Origin of the sequence: Streptomyces sp. URMC 124 (genome assembly GCF_051386455.1) — a bacterium.
Taxonomy (GTDB): domain Bacteria; phylum Actinomycetota; class Actinomycetes; order Streptomycetales; family Streptomycetaceae; genus Streptomyces.
Map to the genome: position 1 here is coordinate 1 of NZ_JBPQTS010000061.1, position 15,173 is coordinate 15,173.

13 protein-coding genes are annotated in these 15,173 nt (G+C 74.1%); 7 read left to right on the top strand and 6 right to left on the bottom strand.

Annotated features, from left to right (window positions below):
- Positions 1 to 84: 84 nt before the first annotated feature.
- The 3 genes from ACSNOG_RS15185 to ACSNOG_RS15195 all read left to right on the top strand — a co-directional run bounded on the left by ACSNOG_RS15185 (position 85) and on the right by ACSNOG_RS15195 (position 4,401).
- On the top strand, positions 85 to 2,841 hold the full coding sequence (locus ACSNOG_RS15185; protein ID WP_436753198.1) for a polyketide synthase: 2,757 nt from the start codon (positions 85 to 87) through the stop codon (positions 2,839 to 2,841).
- Positions 2,838 to 4,001 carry an L-prolyl-[peptidyl-carrier protein] dehydrogenase gene (redW, locus tag ACSNOG_RS15190; protein WP_436753175.1) on the top strand — a complete coding sequence of 388 codons (1,164 nt, stop codon included), beginning with the start codon at positions 2,838 to 2,840 and terminating at the stop codon, positions 3,999 to 4,001. The genes ACSNOG_RS15185 and redW overlap by 4 nt, the downstream gene beginning before the upstream one ends.
- 82 nt (positions 4,002 to 4,083) lie before the next feature.
- A complete protein-coding gene (locus ACSNOG_RS15195) occupies positions 4,084 to 4,401 on the top strand; it encodes a RedY protein (RefSeq protein WP_436753199.1) in 318 nt (105 codons plus the stop codon).
- A 20-nt stretch (positions 4,402 to 4,421) separates the two neighbouring features.
- Here ACSNOG_RS15195 and ACSNOG_RS15200 read toward each other — a convergent pair whose 3' ends face one another.
- From ACSNOG_RS15200 to ACSNOG_RS15225, 6 genes are all read right to left on the bottom strand, one after another.
- Positions 4,422 to 5,084, bottom strand: a complete 663-nt coding sequence (locus ACSNOG_RS15200; protein WP_436753176.1) for a LuxR C-terminal-related transcriptional regulator — start codon at positions 5,082 to 5,084, stop codon at positions 4,422 to 4,424.
- A 398-nt stretch (positions 5,085 to 5,482) separates the two neighbouring features.
- The gene (locus ACSNOG_RS15205; protein WP_436753177.1) at positions 5,483 to 6,667 is read right to left on the bottom strand and encodes a RedV protein; all 1,185 of its coding nucleotides are present in this window, start codon (positions 6,665 to 6,667) and stop codon (positions 5,483 to 5,485) included.
- Between the two features lie 11 nt (positions 6,668 to 6,678).
- A complete protein-coding gene (locus ACSNOG_RS15210) occupies positions 6,679 to 7,485 on the bottom strand; it encodes a 4'-phosphopantetheinyl transferase family protein (RefSeq protein WP_436753178.1) in 807 nt (268 codons plus the stop codon).
- Entirely contained in the window at positions 7,472 to 8,362 is an 891-nt protein-coding gene (locus ACSNOG_RS15215; RefSeq protein WP_436753179.1) for a DUF6206 family protein, read from the bottom strand. Before ACSNOG_RS15215 ends, ACSNOG_RS15210 begins: the two co-directional genes overlap by 14 nt.
- Before the next feature lie 298 nt (positions 8,363 to 8,660).
- On the bottom strand, positions 8,661 to 9,887 hold the full coding sequence (locus tag ACSNOG_RS15220) for a beta-ketoacyl-[acyl-carrier-protein] synthase family protein (protein ID WP_436753180.1): 1,227 nt from the start codon (positions 9,885 to 9,887) through the stop codon (positions 8,661 to 8,663).
- Positions 9,884 to 10,129, bottom strand: coding sequence for an acyl carrier protein (locus ACSNOG_RS15225; protein ID WP_179083350.1), 246 nt, complete (start codon positions 10,127 to 10,129; stop codon positions 9,884 to 9,886). Before ACSNOG_RS15225 ends, ACSNOG_RS15220 begins: the two co-directional genes overlap by 4 nt.
- 294 nt (positions 10,130 to 10,423) lie before the next feature.
- On the opposite strand from ACSNOG_RS15225, the gene ACSNOG_RS15230 reads away from it, so the two are divergent.
- Genes ACSNOG_RS15230 through ACSNOG_RS15245 form a run of 4 tightly spaced genes read left to right on the top strand, consistent with a single transcriptional unit; the run spans position 10,424 to position 15,162 of the window.
- A complete protein-coding gene (locus tag ACSNOG_RS15230; protein ID WP_436753181.1) occupies positions 10,424 to 11,419 on the top strand; it encodes a beta-ketoacyl-ACP synthase III in 996 nt (331 codons plus the stop codon).
- 14 nt (positions 11,420 to 11,433) lie between these two features.
- Positions 11,434 to 11,697 (top strand): acyl carrier protein, encoded by a 264-nt coding sequence (locus ACSNOG_RS15235; protein WP_436753182.1) that lies wholly within the window; start codon positions 11,434 to 11,436, stop codon positions 11,695 to 11,697.
- The gene (locus ACSNOG_RS15240; protein WP_436753183.1) at positions 11,694 to 13,538 is read left to right on the top strand and encodes an aminotransferase class I/II-fold pyridoxal phosphate-dependent enzyme; all 1,845 of its coding nucleotides are present in this window, start codon (positions 11,694 to 11,696) and stop codon (positions 13,536 to 13,538) included. The genes ACSNOG_RS15235 and ACSNOG_RS15240 overlap by 4 nt, the downstream gene beginning before the upstream one ends.
- Positions 13,539 to 13,557: 19 nt before the next feature.
- Entirely contained in the window at positions 13,558 to 15,162 is a 1,605-nt protein-coding gene (locus tag ACSNOG_RS15245; RefSeq protein WP_436753184.1) for a D-alanine--poly(phosphoribitol) ligase, read from the top strand.
- Positions 15,163 to 15,173 lie beyond the last annotated feature (11 nt).

Sequence of the window (15,173 nt, forward strand, 5' to 3'; positions counted from 1 at the left end):
TGTGTATAAGAGACAGGTGCCGCCGGCACCGCGCGCCCACCGCAGGACGACACCGCCTGTCCCTCTCAGGCCGAGCCCGTCGCGATCGTCGGCATCGCGGCGCTGTATCCCGGCGTCCGGGGAGCCGACGCCTACTGGAGGGCCCTGACCGAGCCCCCGCCGGCGCCCGGGGACGGCCCGCCGCCCTCGCTCGCGGCGATCGAGGTCGACGTGGCGCGGTTCGGCATTCCGCCCGCGCAGGCCGGCGCGCTGACGCGCATGCAGCTGCTGATGCTGGAGGCGGCCCGCGAGTGCCTGGAGGACGCCAAGGCCGGCGAGCGGACGCTGCAGGCCGAGCGCACGGACGTGGTGGCCGGGGTGTGTTCCGGCCTCGACCGGCAGTACGCCAACGCGCTGCGCGTCGAGGGCAGCCGGTACGCGCGTGAGCTGGAACGGGCGGTGTCGGCGCCCGAGTTCGGCGGCTCGGCCCGTGCGGCGGCGCAGGCGGCCGACGAGCTGCGCACGGCCCTGGTGCGGCGCCTTGGCGCCTCGCCGCACGACCGGGTCGGGGAGATGGCGAGCACCATTCCCGCCCGGATCGCGGGGGCGTTCAAGCTGCGGGGCCGCACGCTGGCCCTGGAGTCGGCCGACGCAACGTCGTTCCTCGCCGTCGCGCACGCCCTGGACAGCCTGCGCGGCGGCCTGTCGGAGGCCGTGCTGGTGGTGACCGGCCAGCGCGAGGAGGGCCCGTACCTGCGGGCGGCGCTCGCGGCCAAGGGCCTCCTCGCGCCCCGCACCCGGCCCTTCGCCGCGGACGGCGACGGCTTCGCGCTCGGCGAGGGCGTGGGCGCGCTGCTGCTCAAACGGCTGTCGTCGGCGGTCCGCGACGGGGACCGCGTCTACGCGACGGTCCGCGGGTGCGCGGTGCACCACCAGGGGCGCCCGGGCGTCTTCCGCTACTCCACCTCCGTGGAGCGGCACGCGGAGGCGGCCCGGGCCGCCCTGCGGGAGTGCGGCGCGGAGCCGGGCACGGTCGGCTACGTGGAGTGCGGCGGCTCCGGCGTGCCGCGCGCGACCGAAGCCGAACTCGCCGCGCTGACCTCGGTGTTCGCGGGCGTGGACCCCGGCTCGATCGTGGTGGGCAGCGTGCGCGACCGGCTCGGGCACACCTTCGCCAACGCCGGTCTGGCCGGCGTCACCAAGGCGGCGCTGGCGCTGTACCACCAGCGCCTGCCGGCCCAGCTGCCGCTGGAGCCCGGCGCGGCGCGGGACCTTGACGGCACGCCCCTGCGCACGCTGACGGAGCCGCGGAAATGGGCCCCGGCAGCGGGCGGGGCACCGCGCCGCGCCGCCGTCAGCGGCGCCTCGCTGACCGGCACGCTCTGCCACCTCGTCCTGGAGGAGCACGAGACGGCCGCCGTGCCCGCGCCGGTCCGGCCGCGCCCCGCGCGCGCCGCCGCCGCGCCCGAGCCCGTGGCCGTCGTGGGGTTCGGGGGACGCTTCGGGGACGCTCCCGACGCCGACGCCTTCTGGGCCGCCATGCTCGCCGGGCGGGACCGGATAGGGCCGCTGCCGGAGTCCCTCTTCGACCGGGAGCTCTACCACCGGCCGGGCAAGCTGAGCCTGACCCACAGCTACACCGACCTGGGCTCCCCGGTGGAGGTGCCCGCAGCGCCCCCGGAGGGGCTGCGCATCCCGCCGCACCGTTACGCGGCCATGGACCCCGCGCAGCGCGTGGCCCTGTGCGTGGCCGGGGAGCTGCTGGCCCGCCGCGGGCAGGCGGCCGCGCGGCCGGCCGGCCGGGGCCTGGTGGCGGTGGGCACCAACCTGAGCCTGTCCCGGGAGCGGCGCGCGGCGGCCGGCCTGGCCCTGGGCGAGGTCGAGGCGGCCGTCGGCGCTCTCGCGGCGCTCGGGCACCTGGACGCGACCGGGGTGGCCACCCTGCTCGACCTGGTCCGCGAGCGCTACGCCGCGGAACCCGCCCCGGCCGGGCCCGAAGACCTCGACGGCTCCCTCGCCGGGGGCGTCGCCGCGGTGATCGCCGGCGAGTACGGGCTGGACGCCGTGCCGCTGGGGATCGAGGCGGCGTGCGCGTCGTCCCTCGCCGCACTGGACCTGGCGGTGGGCCGGCTGCGCTCCGGCAGCGTGGACTACGCCCTGGCGGGTGGCGTCGAACTGCCCTGCAACGCCCGCGACATGGTGCTGTGCTCGGCGCTGGGGCTGCTCTCGCACGAGCGCATCACGCCCTTCGACACGGCGGCCGACGGCTTCACCCCGGGGGACGGCTGCGCGCTCTTCCTGCTCAAGCGCTACGCGGACGCGCGGCGCGACGGGGACGCGATCCACGGGCTGCTGTGCGGGATCGGGGCGTCCAACGACGCGAAGTCCCTGATCGCACCGGACGCCGACGGCCAGGTGCGGGCGATGCGCCAGGCCTTCGGGCAGGCGGGCTTCGACCCGGCGGACGTCGGCTACCTGGAGGCCCACGGCACCGGCACCCGCGTCGGCGACCGGGTCGAGATCGCCGCGGCGGCACGGGTGTACGCGAGCCCGCACCGGCGGCGCCCGCTGGAGATCGGCTCCGCCAAGTCGTTCTTCGGCCACACCTTCGCGGCCGCGGGCGGCGCCGGGCTGCTGCGGGCGCTCTACGCCCTGCGGACCGGGGTGCTGCCGGCCAACGCGGGGCTGACCGCCGTCAACCCGGAGCTCGACCTGGACCGCATCCCGGCGCGCGTCTCCACCGCCTCGGCGCCCTGGGAGTCGGCCCCCGGCCGGCCGCGGCGGGCGGGCGTGAGCTCCTTCGGGACCGGCGGCATCAACTATCACGTGCTGATCGAGGAACACCTGGACGGGCCACGATGAACTTCGACTTCGACACCGAGACCGCTCAGATGCGCGACATGGTCGTGCGCTTCGCCCGGCGCGACCTCGGCGACGGCACGGCGGCGCACGATCCGCTGGAGTTCCGGCGCCGCTGGCAGCTCGCGGGCAAGCAGGGCATCGTGGGCGCGAGCGTGCCCGCGGCGTACGGCGGGAGCGGCCTCGACGCCGTGACCACCGCCGCCCTGATGGAGGCCCTCGGCTACGGCTGCGCCGACCAGGGCTTCGCCTTCTCCGTCGCCGCGCACCTGTTCGCCGCCGTCATGCCGGTCACCGAGTTCGGCACCGAGGAGCAGAAGCAGCGCTGGCTGCCGCCGCTCGCCTCGGGCGAGGCGATCGCGGCGCACGCCATCACCGAGCCGCACGCGGGATCCGACGCCCTGAACCTGCGGACGCGCGCCACGCGCAAGGGCGACGCGTACGTGCTGAACGGCAGCAAGTGCTTCACCACCAACTCCCCCGTCGCCGACGTGTTCGTCCTGCAGGCGGCGACGTCGCCCGGCGGCGGCTTCTTCGGCCTCACCACGTTCGTCGTGGAAGCGGACACGCCCGGCCTGACCGTGGGCCCGCGCTACGACAAGGTCGGCCTGCGGGGCTCGCCGATGGCCGACGTGCACCTGGCGGACTGCGTGGTGCCGGCGGCGAACGTGCTCGGCGAGGAGGGCGCCGGGGCGAGCATCTTCTCGTCCTCGATGAAGTGGGAGCGCACCTGCCTGTTCGCCACCTACGTCGGGGCGATGCAGCGCGTGCTGGAGTCCACGGCCGACTACGCCCGGGACCGGGAGCAGTTCGGCGCGGCCATCGGCGGCTTCCAGGCCGTCAGCCACCGGCTGGTCGACATGACCATCCGCCTGGAGTCGGCCAGGCTGCTGCTGTACAAGGCCGCGTGCGGGCTGGCCGCGGGCAGCGACGACGAGGTCGCCCCGGCCCTGGCCAAGATCGCGGTGAGTGAGGCGGCGGTGCAGCTGGGGCTGGACGCCGTGCAGCTGCGCGGGGCCCTCGGGATCCTCGGCGGCGAGGCCGAGACCTTTCTGCGGGACGCGCTGCCCTCCCGCATCTTCTCCGGCACGAACGAGATCCAGAAGAACAATGCGGCCCGGGCGCTGGGCCTGGCCGGGCGGCGTTCCCGAAAGCGCCGGTGATGTTGCGCAGACCCCGGCCGGCGGGACGGCCGGCCGCCGTGAACCGCGAGAGAATACAGAGGGGATAACCGGCGTCGTGGACATGATTGTGCACCGAATTCGACTCCGCCCGAACGTCACTCCCGCCCATTTCGAAACATGGGTCAAGGAGACCGACTACGCCACCTGCCCGGAACTCCCGAGCGTGTTGTCATTTAGCGTGCAGCGGGTATCCGCGGACCCGGCGGCGCCGGTCCACTTCTTCGAAGTCATCGGGGTGAGCAGCAGGGCCGATTTCGAACGGGACACGACAAGCGACGCCTTCGCCCGGCTGGTCTCCGATTTCGAGGGAATGGCCGAGGTCGTGGACGAAATCAGCGGCGTCCGCGTGGAGCCCGGATACCGGGTCGCGGCAGTCTGACGGGCTCCGGGGCGCCGCCCTCAGAGGCGGCCCTGGGCCTGCCGCTCCATGGCGTCGATCAGACCCGTCTCGTAGGCGATGGCCACCGCGCGGGCACGGGTTCCGGCGTCGAGCTTGCGCAGCACGTGGTGGACGTGGGAACGCACCGTGGTGTTGGAGATGGAGAGCTTCTCCGCGATCTCCGCATTGGACCGGCCCTGCGCGAGCAGCAGCATCACCTCGGCCTCGCGCGGGGTCAGGGCGCCGGCGGGCGGCGGGGCGGGAAGGGGCGGCTGCTCCGTCCTGAGCTGGTCGAGGGCCTTGCGGGCGGTCAGCGGGGCGACGATGGCGTCGACCTCGATGACCGTCTTGATCATGCGGATCAGCTCCTCCGGAGGGTCCTCCAGGGAGAGCACGGCCCGCACGCCGATGCGCAGGGCCTCGAACGCGCGGGGAGTGGTGTCGGGCCGGGCGAGGAGGATGACCTTGGCCATCCGGGAGAGTTCGGCGAGTTCGCTGGTGTCGTCGATGCTCAGCGCGGGGGCCACGACGACAATGGCATCCGGAGTCATCTCCTTGGCGGCCGCCACCGTGCTGCGCACGGACGTTTTCGTGTGTGCGTCCAGGCCGTGCTGGCCCAGCAGTGCCTGCATACCTGCGCCGAGGATGAGCTTGTCGCAGCACAGGAGTATGCGCATACTCATCGAGCCTGCTTCCAGTTAACGGAACGGTTCCGAACGGAGTCACTTCGGGGAGCAGGCGCTATTGTGGCCGACGGGGTTGTGGGGGTGAAGACCGCACAAGTCCCCCCGTCGGCGGTTCGATGGCTCAATGACGTCATCTCCGTGGCCACGGCATCCCCCTGAACGTCTCATCCGACTGTACGCCAGCGGCAACTGACGACCGGGCGTCCTGCGAGGTTTTGGCGGAAATATGTCACGGTAAAGGCGGCGGCAAGGAGCAGTATCCCCGACCGCGCGGCGTACGGGTTCCGGGCCTGGCCGGAATGTTCCGCTGCTTTTCCGGCGGCCCGGCGGACGGGCCGCGCCGGCCCGGATTGCCCCTCTTACGCTGCGTGACCCGAAGTGCCCGGCGGGTGCTTTCAGACAGTGCGGTGCTCCGCTGCTCCGGCGCTGCGGGGCGCCGGGGGGAAGGCCGTGCGGGGCCGGCCGACGCGGCTGATGAAGAAGAGCCTGCCGGAAAGGCCCAGTTGCTCCTGGAGCATCGCCCGCAGGGTGTCGTGCTGCATGAGGACGCTCAGGGGATGCAGGGCCAGCCCCGCGCCGGCGGCCCGCAGCCAGTAGTCCGCGATGCGCGCGCCGCCCCGGAAGGCGTCGGCCACCCCGGGGGCTTCCTCCGCGAAGCTCATCAGCACGACGGCGGGGGTGCGGCGGACCTCGGCGGCCGCGCCGCCGGCGAGCGAGCGGTCATAACCGAAGCGGCACAGGACTTTCATCACCGGCGGGGACAGGGCGATCCGTTTCGCGAGCCGCTGCCGGGCCGACATTGGCCCGAATAGCTGGGTCACGGGGAAGCCGTCGCCGTGCGCGCGCACCGCAGCCGGGCTCCAACGGATGTACGAGTGGGTTTCCCGCCAGGCTGCCGCGTGGCTGAAATCGATCCCTCCGTGACGGGCCAGGAAGTCCGCGAAGTCGGCACGATCTTGACGACTCGTCAGGTGGCGGATCGCTGTCGCCGGTCCCCCGGTGGGCGGGTGACGCGCGAGCTCGCCGAGGAGACCCGGAGCGAAGGGCTCCTCGTCGTACGGGCCGCGGTTGGTGTGCCGGGCGCGGGCGGCGTCGGCCAGGGCGTCCACGCTCTCGGCGGCCTCTCCGGTCCGGCGCAGCGCCGCCGTCCACAGCAGCGACCAGTCGCGGGGCCAGGGGCCCCCGGGCAGCCTGGAGTCGGCGGCCTTCCCGCCTCCCCCGGCGCCCCCGCTGTCGTGTGCCCGCTCGCGCACGACCTCCCAGCCCTGTGCGGCCAGCGCCCGGGAGAGCATCCGCCAGTAGGCGGCGCAGCTCAGCCGCATCTCCAGCAGGTGGGCGGGCAGGGCGGTCAGGCTGCGCCGGCGGTCGACGGCCAGGGCGAGGTAGACGTGCGTGCCGTCGTCCGGGCAGCCGAGCAGGTCGGCCGCGGCCCGGCGCGCCGGCCGGCTCTCCAGCCGGGCGAGCGCCCAGGGCTGGCAGTTGTGCGAGGAGGGGCTGAGGGCGGCGATGCCGGTGGCGTGCCGCAGGGCCTCGGGGAAAGGAGCGCCGAGGCCGGGAGAGCGGGAAGTCGCGGGTGTCATGGGTCCGTTCATCACGTCCATACCAGGGCGAGGAAGTAGCCGTCGATCCGCCGGGCCCAGCTGTGCAGGCGGCCGTCGCCCGCCGAGGGCGCGTGGCGCAGGAGGTCGGGCCCGGGCCGCCACGCGTAGCTGTGGTCGTCGCGCCAGGCGTGCAGGGCCACCTCGCGCGGGTCGATGCGCAGGCCGAAGCCGAAGTGCTTGAGGACGGCCTCCTTGCAGGCCCAGCGCAGCGGCAGGGGCATGCCGGCCAGGCGGCGGCGGTCGGGGTCGGCGCTGGCCGCGGCCCGCTGGTCGCCGGCGGTCAGCAGCGAGGCGAGCAGGGGCGGCATGCGGCGCTCGTGCTCCAGGTCGACGCCCACGGGGCGCGGCCCGCACACGGCGATGGCGAAGTCGCCGGAGTGGGACAGGCCCACGTCGACAGGGGCGTTGACGAGCGGCTTGCCGGCCCGCAGCCCGTGGGCGACGGCGCCGACCCGGACGTCGCGGGTGCGCCCGGTCCGGCCCCAGTGCCGCCTGGCGTGGGCGAGGACCCCGTGCTTGACGGCGAGGCGGCCCGCGAGCCACTCGTAGCGGCGCTTGGGCAGGCGCAGGCCCGCCGCGTGGGCGGCCTCGTCGTCGGTCAGGTGCCGGGCCTCCAGCGCGGCGCGGACGGCGTCGCCCTGGGCGCGCAGCCAGGCGATGGACACCACGGCGACGGTGAGCTGTTCGGCGGGCCGGGCCAGGTGCAGCGGGCGCGCCGGGTCGAGGGCCAGGGTCTCGCCGGCGAGGGCGCCCGGGCGGCGGTGCGGGCGCGCGGCGAGGGTGTCAGCGCTCGACATCGGGCGGCAGCAGGAAGGGGTAGGGGCGGTGGCGCACCTTGAGGTGCCAGGCGCGGTCGGCCTTGCGCAGCCGCTGGAGAAGCTCCCACATCGAGGCGTCGCCCTTGTAGTACTTGGCGACCTCCTCGGCGGTGAGGGCGGGGGTGATGCGGGCGTTGGCCTGTTCGAGGAAGCCGGGGATCAGGGCGGCCAGCTTCTCCTTGTGGAGGTTGCCGAGGAAGTCGAGGACGACGCCGCGCGGCGTGTAGAACTTGTCGAAGATGGACTTGGCCGTCGCGATGCGGACGGGGTCGCGCAGGATCCAGGGGAGCGAGGTGAAGAACAGCCGGACGTCGAGGCGTTCGCGGCCGCGGGCGTCGCGCATCAGCGGCGAGGTGACGTCGAGGTAGACGAGCTCGCCGTCGAGGTCGATCCAGTTGGACGCCTGGGCGTCCAGGCCGAGGATCGGGGAGACGGCGCCGTGCACGCGGTCGAGGAAGCGGGCGAAGAAGTCCTCGGCCCAGGCGTCGCCCTCGCTGTGCAGCAGGTGGGGGACGAGCCGTTTGACGGGCAGCGTCTGCTGGACGCAGTAGCCGACGATCCTGCCCGAGGGCAGCTCGGTGTGCCACAGCCGGGTCCCGGCGGCGTTGATGCCGGCCGCGCGCAGGCGGTCGAGGTACTGCTCGAGGGTGCGCCCGTAGGCCTCGAAGCGCTCGCGGCCGTCGAAGACGGGCAGCCTCTTGCAGGCGAAGGCGCCGTGCTCGGTCTCCAGGGCGAGGACGAGGGTGACCTCGCCGTAGCCGAGGACGGTCAGCCCGCGGGGGTCGCCTGCGGCGAGCGCGCGCTGGACCTGCTGTTCGAGTTCCCGGAGCTCGTCCTCCGGGACGGTGACGTTCATGGACGCACCTGCTTCCGTTGTCGGGTGGGGTCGGTCACCGTGGCCGCGCGTTCCGCCGGACCCTCGCCGCGGAGGGTCTCGCCGTCGCGGCGGGACCTCCTCGGTGGGTCGGCACCGAGCGGCACGGCAGGCGGGCCGGCGGCAAGCGCGGCCGGCAGTCCCCGCGCAGCGGAGAGAAGCGGCCTGCTGCGACAGCAGCAACGCCCCCGCCGCCACGGCGGTGCACCACCGCGGCGAGGGTCCGGCGGAATGTGCGTGGCCGGCAGCATCAGCACGCCATCCGCGAACCGCCGGAGGCCTACGCCGCGGTGAAGACCAGCGCCGCGTTCTGCCCGCCGAATCCGAACGACGTGGACAGCGCCGCCTCGACGGCCGTCTTGCGGGGGCCGCCCGCGACGACGTCCAGTTCGACGGCCGGGTCCAGTTGTTCGAGGTTGGCGGTCGGCGGGATCAGTGAGCGTTCGACGGCGAGGACGGTGAGCGCGGCCTCGATGGCGCCCGCGGCGCCGAGGGTGTGCCCGAGCACGCCCTTGGTGGAGGTGACCGCGGCGCCGTCGCCGAGCGCCGTGCGCAAGGTGGCGGCTTCGACGGCGTCGTTGAGGCGGGTCGAGGTGCCGTGGGCGTTGACGTGGCCGATGTCGCCGGGGGCCGTGCCGGCCTGGTCCAGGGCCGTGCGGACGGCCGCGAGGACGGCCCTTCCCCCGGGTTCGGGCGCGGTGAGGTGGTGGGCGTCGGCGGAGGCCCCGTAACCGGCGAGGAGCGAGCGGACGCGGGCGCCGCGGGCGCGCGCGTCGGCCTCCCGCTCCAGGACGAGGATGCCGCTGCCCTCGCCGATGACGAAGCCGTCGCGGCCGGCGTCGAAGGGCCGCGAGGCGGCGGCCGGTTCGTCCAGCCTCCGCGAGAGCGCGCCCATCTGTGCGAAGCCGGTGACCATCAGCGGGCTGACGCCGGCCTCCGCGCCGCCGGTGACGACGACGTCGCAGGCGCCCTCGCGCAGCAGCTGGGCCGCGGTGCCGATGGCGGTGGCACCGGAGGAACAGGCGGTGGCCGTCACGAGGTTGGGGCCGGTCGCGCCGAGGTCGATGGCCAGGTTCCCGGCGGCCATGTTGGGCACCAGCATCGGTACGAGCAGCGCGGAGACCTTCGCCGGGCCGTGCTCCAGCATCCGGCGGTGCTGCTCCTCCCAGGTGCCGACGCCGCCGAGGCCGCAGCCCACGACGACGCCGACGCGCGCGCCGTCCCACTGTGCGGGATCGAGCCCGGCGTCGGCCACCGCCTCGCGCGCGGCGACGAGCGCCAGTTGCGTGAAGCGGTCGTGCATCAGCGCGCTGCGGCGGCCGACGTGCCGGGCGGGGTCCAGCCCGGGGACGGTGCAGGAGATGTCCACCGGCAGCCCTTCGAGGGCGGGGTTGCGGGTGGCGGCGGAGACGCCCGCGCACACGCCGTCCCAGGTCGCCTCGGTGCCGATGCCGGCCGCGGTGACCAGGCCGAGGCCGGTGACGGCGACCGGTGCGGGGGCGCTCACGGCGCCGTGGCCGCGATCTCGTTCGCGATCACCTTCACCACCGTGGCGATGGTGTCGGTCGGCGCGGCGGCCTCCTCGCCGATCTTCACCTGGAACTCGGACTCGATGACGAGCAGCAGCTCGACGAGGAACAGCGAGTCCATCTCCAGTTCCTCGAAGGTCACGTCCGGGCCGATGGCAGCGCGGTCCACCGCGAAGCGGTCGACAAGCAGGTCCACCAGCTTGTCGTAGACAGGGCTCATGGTGCGGTCCGCCTTTCCCGTGGGGTCGGGTGCGTCACCGGGGTGTTTCCGGCACGCCGTCCGGCCCGGTGTGCGGCAAGTCTGGACGGGCGCGCTGACGGGCTGCTGACGGATGGCTGACCCCGGACCGGGTCAGCCATCCGTCAGCGTCCGGTCAGCCCGGGTGAGCAGACTCGGCACGCCGGAGCCGTCCGGCTGTCCGCATCGGAGGAGCGCTCGCGTGGTTTGCTTCCGTCCCAGCCCCCCACCTTTCCGCAATGCCGAGCCCGGGCCCCGGCGCCGCGGCGGTGCCCGGTGACGCGGGCGGCCGTCGTGGCCGGCGTGGGCAGTGCGCTGCCGCCGGTGCCCGTCACCAACGAGGAGCTGGTGGCGGCGCTCGACACGTCCGACGAGTGGATCCGCTCCCGCACCGGCATCCGGCAGCGCTACTTCGCCCCGGACTCCATGGCGACCTCCGACCTGGCCGCGGGGGCCGGCGCCAAGGCGCTGAAGTCCGCGGGCGGCCGGCCGGTCGACACCGTGGTCGTGGCGACGACGACGCCGGACCGGCCCTGCCCGGCGACCGCGCCCACCGTGGCGGGCAAGCTGGGCCTCGGGCACGTCGCGGCGTACGACGTCGCCGCCGTGTGCTCCGGCTTCGTCTACGCCCTGGCGACCGCGGCGGGGCTCATCGCCTGCGGCGCCTCCGACGGGGTCCTGGTCATCGGCGCGGAGACGTTCTCCCGGATCCTCAACCCGGCCGACCGCTCCACCGCCGTGATCTTCGGGGACGGGGCCGGGGCACTGGTCCTGCGGCCCGGCACGGAAGGCGAGACCGGCGCGCTCGGCCCCTTCGACCTCGGCAGCGACGGCGACGGCCTGGAGCTGATCACGGTGCCGGCGGGCGGCTCCGAGCGGCGGCCGCACGCGCCGCGCGAGGAGGACCGCTACTTCACGATGCGGGGCAAGCAGGTCTTCCGGCTCGCCGTGCAGCGCATGAGCGGCTCGGCGCGCGCCGTCCTCGACCGCGCCGGGTGGCGGGTGAGCGACGTCGACCACCTGGTCAGCCATCAGGCCAACCACAGAATCACCGCCCGCCTGGCCGACGAGCTGGGCATCCCGCAGGAGCGCTGCGCGGGGAACATCGCCGAGGTCGGCAACACGGCCGCGGCCTCCATCCCGCTGGCCCTCGACCACGCCCACGCCGGAGGGACGCTGCGGCCCGGGGCCCGGGTGCTGCTGACCGCCTTCGGCGGCGGCCTCACCTGGGGGGCGACGGTGCTCACCTGGCCCGCCCTCGACCGCGACTGACGGCAAGGAAAGCGATGACCCCTCAGAAACTGATCACCGACTACATCGTCGAGGTCTGGATGGACGGCGACGCCGGCGGGCTGGAGCCGGACACGCCCATCGACGAGCTGAACATCATCGACTCGGCGGGCGTCTTCGACCTGGTCCATTACCTGCAGCAGGAGTTCCGCGTCACCGTGCCGCTGCGGCAGATCTCGCCGGCGAACTTCCGTTCCGTCAACGCGATCACGGACCTCGTCGGCCGGCTGCAGGCAGGGGAAGGAGCGACCACCGCATGACACACCTCATGGACGGCCCGCAGGAGACCGTGCGCATCCACCGCGAGGTCGTGGGGATCGTCGCCGAGCGGACGCTCTACGACGAGTCCCAGCTGCTTCCCGACAGCCACTTCGAGGGCGACCTCGGCATCGACTCCGTCATCCTGGAGTCGATCCTGGTCTCGGTCGGCGAGCGGTTCGGCATCGAGGAGCGGCTGCCGGGCGACATCACGACGATCCGCGAGCTCGTCGCCCGGGTGGAGGGCGCGCTGGGCGTGCCCGCCGGGGTGGTGGAGGGCGGCTTGCCGGCGGGGCCGGAGGGCACGGACGCCGTGCTGGAGGCGGTGCTGGCCGCCGCCGTGCGGCAGACGCAGTACCAGCGCGGCCAGCTGGCCCTCGACGCCGACTTCGAGAGCGAGCTCGGCATCGACTCCGTCATCCTCACCTCGCTGGTCGCCGAGGCCGCGCAGGAGCTGGGCCTGCCGGAGTCCGCGGTGGGCGCGGTCACCGCGCAGACGCTGCGCGGCCTGGCCGCCGAACTCGCCGCCCTGGCGACGCCGGCGGGCGAAGGGGCCGCGCGGGCCGGGGACGGCTCCTGGGACGGCCGTTCGATGAAGGACTTCGTCGAGCAGCGCGACCCCGACCTCTTCGCCAAGGCCCGCAGCTTCGGCGCGTACCGGCGCAGGCGCGAGGAGGAGCGGCTGTACTGGTACGGCATGCCGCTGCTCTCCCGCTGCGAGAACCGGGCCGTCATCTACGACGAACTGGCGGGCCGCGAGCGCGAGTTCCTCATGTTCGCCTCGAACAACTACCTGGGGCTCGCCAACCACCCCAAGGTGATCGAGGCGGTGTGCGAGGCCACCCGCACCTACGGCGCCACCCACACCGGCTCCCGCTTCATCGGCGGCACCAACATGCTGCACAAGGAGCTGGAACGGCGCCTGGCCGCCTTCAAGCAGCGCCCGGCCGCCATCGTCTACCCCGGCGGCTACGCCGCGAACCTCGGCGCCATCTCGGGCCTGGTCAAGAGCTACGACACGCTCGTCGTCGACAAGCTCAACCACATGAGCATCGTCGACGGCAGCAGGCTCTCGGGCGGCGTCCGCAGGATCTACCAGCACAACGACATGCAGGACCTGGAGCAGGTGCTGCGCCGCGGCGCGGAGCAGCCCACGGGCGGCGGCACGCTGATCGTCGCCGACGGCGTCTTCAGCATGCACGGCGACGTCTGCGACCTGCCGGAGATCGTCCGGCTGGCGAAGACCTACGGCGCCCGCGTGCTGGTCGACGACGCCCACGCCACCGGCGTGCTGGGCGCGCGCGGCTCGGGCACGGCCGAGCACTTCGGCCTCAAGGGCGAGGTCGACCTGGAGCTGGGCACCATGAGCAAGGCCCTCGCCGGCATGGGCGGCTTCGTCACCGGCGACGAGGAGGTCGTCGAGTACCTGCGCTACTACTCCCACTCCTACGTGTTCGCCGCCAACATCCCCGCCGGCGTCGCCGCCGGGCTGATCGCCTCGCTGGACGTCATCGAGGCCGAGCCCGAACGCCTCAAGCGGCTCTGGGCGAACATCGGCGCGCTCCGCGACCGCCTCCGCAAGGCCGGCTTCGACCTGGAGCGGACCGAGAGCGCCATCCTCCCCATCGTCATCGGGGACGAGCGCAAGGCCATGGAGATGGGACGCGCCGTGCGGGCGCGCGGCCTGTTCTGCCAGACCGTGGTCTACCCGGGCGTACCGCTCGGCGACGCCCGCCTGCGGGTCAGCGTCACCTGCGAGCACACCCCGCAGGACCTGGAGCTCGCGACGGAGATCTTCATCGAGTCCGCGACGGAGACCGGCGTCCTGCCGCGATCCGATTGAGCGAGGAAGTGCACACGACATGGGCGCCTTCAACACCAGCGTGATCCGGCTGCGGCGGGACCTGCCCCCCGGGCAGGCCGACCGCCCGGCCTTCGTCGGCGAACACCCCCTGACCTACGGCGAGTTCACCGCGACCGTCGACGCGCTCACCTGCCGGCTGCTCGACCTCGGGGTCCGCACCGGTGACCGGGCCGCCGTCTGGATGGACAAGCACCCGCACTACGCCGGGGCGATCGTGGCCGCGCTGCAGGCGGGCTGCGCCTACGTGCCCCTGGACGGCGGGCAGCCGGCGGGCCGGGCCGGGACCATCCTCAGGGACGCGGAGCCGGTCGTGCTCTTCACCGACCGCCGCCACCTGGAGCTGCTCGCGGGCCAGGAGCTGCCCTCCTCCCTGACGGCCGTCGTCACCACCGGCGAGCCACCGGCCGGGCACGTCCGCGGCGTGCCCGTCCACTCCTGGGAGGACTTCGCCCGGGTCCGGGCCGGACGGGTGACGATCCTGCCCGCGCTCCAGCCCGCCGACCTGGCGGCGATCCTCTACACCTCCGGGTCGACCGGGGTACCCAAGGGCGTGCGGATCTCCCACCGCAACCTGGCCAACTTCACCGGCTGGGCCCGCACCGAACTCGACGTGGGCCCCGGCGACGTGTTCGCCAACCACGCGTCGTTCAACTTCGACCTCAGCACCTTCGACCTGTTCGTCGCGCTGTCCGTCGGCGCCGCGGTGTGGATCGTGGCCGACGCGGCCGCCCGGGACGTCCCGGCACTGGCCGCGGGCATCCGCGAGCACGGCATCACCGTCTGGTACTCGGTGCCCTCCGTCCTCCACCTGCTCACCGCATCGGGCGTGCTCACCCCCGACGTCACCCGCAGCCTGCGCTACGTGCTCTTCGCGGGCGAGGTCTTCCCGATCCCGCAGCTGCGCGCCCTCGCGGACCGGCTGCCCGCCGGCACCGCCCTGTACAACCTCTACGGGCCCACCGAGACCAACGTCTGCACCTACCACCGGGTGCGCCCCGAAGACCTGCTGCGCGACACGCCGGTGCCCATCGGGGCGCCGATCACCGGCGCGCGCGTGAGCGTCGTCGCCGACGGACGGCCCGTCGACGTGCCCGGCGCCATCGGCGAACTCGTCGTCGGCGGCGACTGCGTGACCCCCGGCTACTGGCGGCGCCCCGACGAGCCGGCCGCCGCCTTCCACTGCGAGGGCCGCCACCCCACCGGTGACCTCGTCAGCTACGAGGACGGCCTGCTGGTCTACCGCGGCCGCAAGGACCGCATGGTCAAGCTCAACGGCTACCGCGTCGAACTCGGCGAGATCGAGGCCGCGGTGCTCTCGCACCCCGCCGTCGCCGAAGCCGCCGTCCTGGTCAAGGCGGACCCGCAGGAGGGCTCCTCCGGCCGCATCGCCGTCTACTACACGCTGCGCCCCGGCGCCCCGCGCCCCGGCCTGGTGCAGCTCAAGCAGCACTGCGCCCGCGTCCTGCCCCGCTACATGCTGCCCCAGGCGGCCACCTGCCTCGACCGGCTCCCGCACAACGCCAACGGCAAGACCGACTACCGGCGCCTTGACCACGAGGCGGCCCAGCCCACCGCAGAGCCTGCCGGCACTGCCAGCAAATGACGGAGACCACC

What these genes read in the sequence shown, in the direction of transcription:
- redW (WP_436753175.1), top strand. Translation starts at nt 2,838, where the DNA reads ATGAACTTCGACTTCGACACCGAGACCGCTCAGATGCGCGACATGGTC.
- ACSNOG_RS15195 (WP_436753199.1), top strand. Translation starts at nt 4,084, where the DNA reads ATGATTGTGCACCGAATTCGACTCCGCCCGAACGTCACTCCCGCCCAT.
- ACSNOG_RS15200 (WP_436753176.1), bottom strand. Translation starts at nt 5,084, where the DNA reads ATGAGTATGCGCATACTCCTGTGCTGCGACAAGCTCATCCTCGGCGCA.
- ACSNOG_RS15205 (WP_436753177.1), bottom strand. Translation starts at nt 6,667, where the DNA reads ATGACACCCGCGACTTCCCGCTCTCCCGGCCTCGGCGCTCCTTTCCCC.
- ACSNOG_RS15210 (WP_436753178.1), bottom strand. Translation starts at nt 7,485, where the DNA reads ATGTCGAGCGCTGACACCCTCGCCGCGCGCCCGCACCGCCGCCCGGGC.
- ACSNOG_RS15215 (WP_436753179.1), bottom strand. Translation starts at nt 8,362, where the DNA reads ATGAACGTCACCGTCCCGGAGGACGAGCTCCGGGAACTCGAACAGCAG.
- ACSNOG_RS15225 (WP_179083350.1), bottom strand. Translation starts at nt 10,129, where the DNA reads ATGAGCCCTGTCTACGACAAGCTGGTGGACCTGCTTGTCGACCGCTTC.
- ACSNOG_RS15235 (WP_436753182.1), top strand. Translation starts at nt 11,434, where the DNA reads ATGACCCCTCAGAAACTGATCACCGACTACATCGTCGAGGTCTGGATG.
- ACSNOG_RS15240 (WP_436753183.1), top strand. Translation starts at nt 11,694, where the DNA reads ATGACACACCTCATGGACGGCCCGCAGGAGACCGTGCGCATCCACCGC.
- ACSNOG_RS15245 (WP_436753184.1), top strand. Translation starts at nt 13,558, where the DNA reads ATGGGCGCCTTCAACACCAGCGTGATCCGGCTGCGGCGGGACCTGCCC.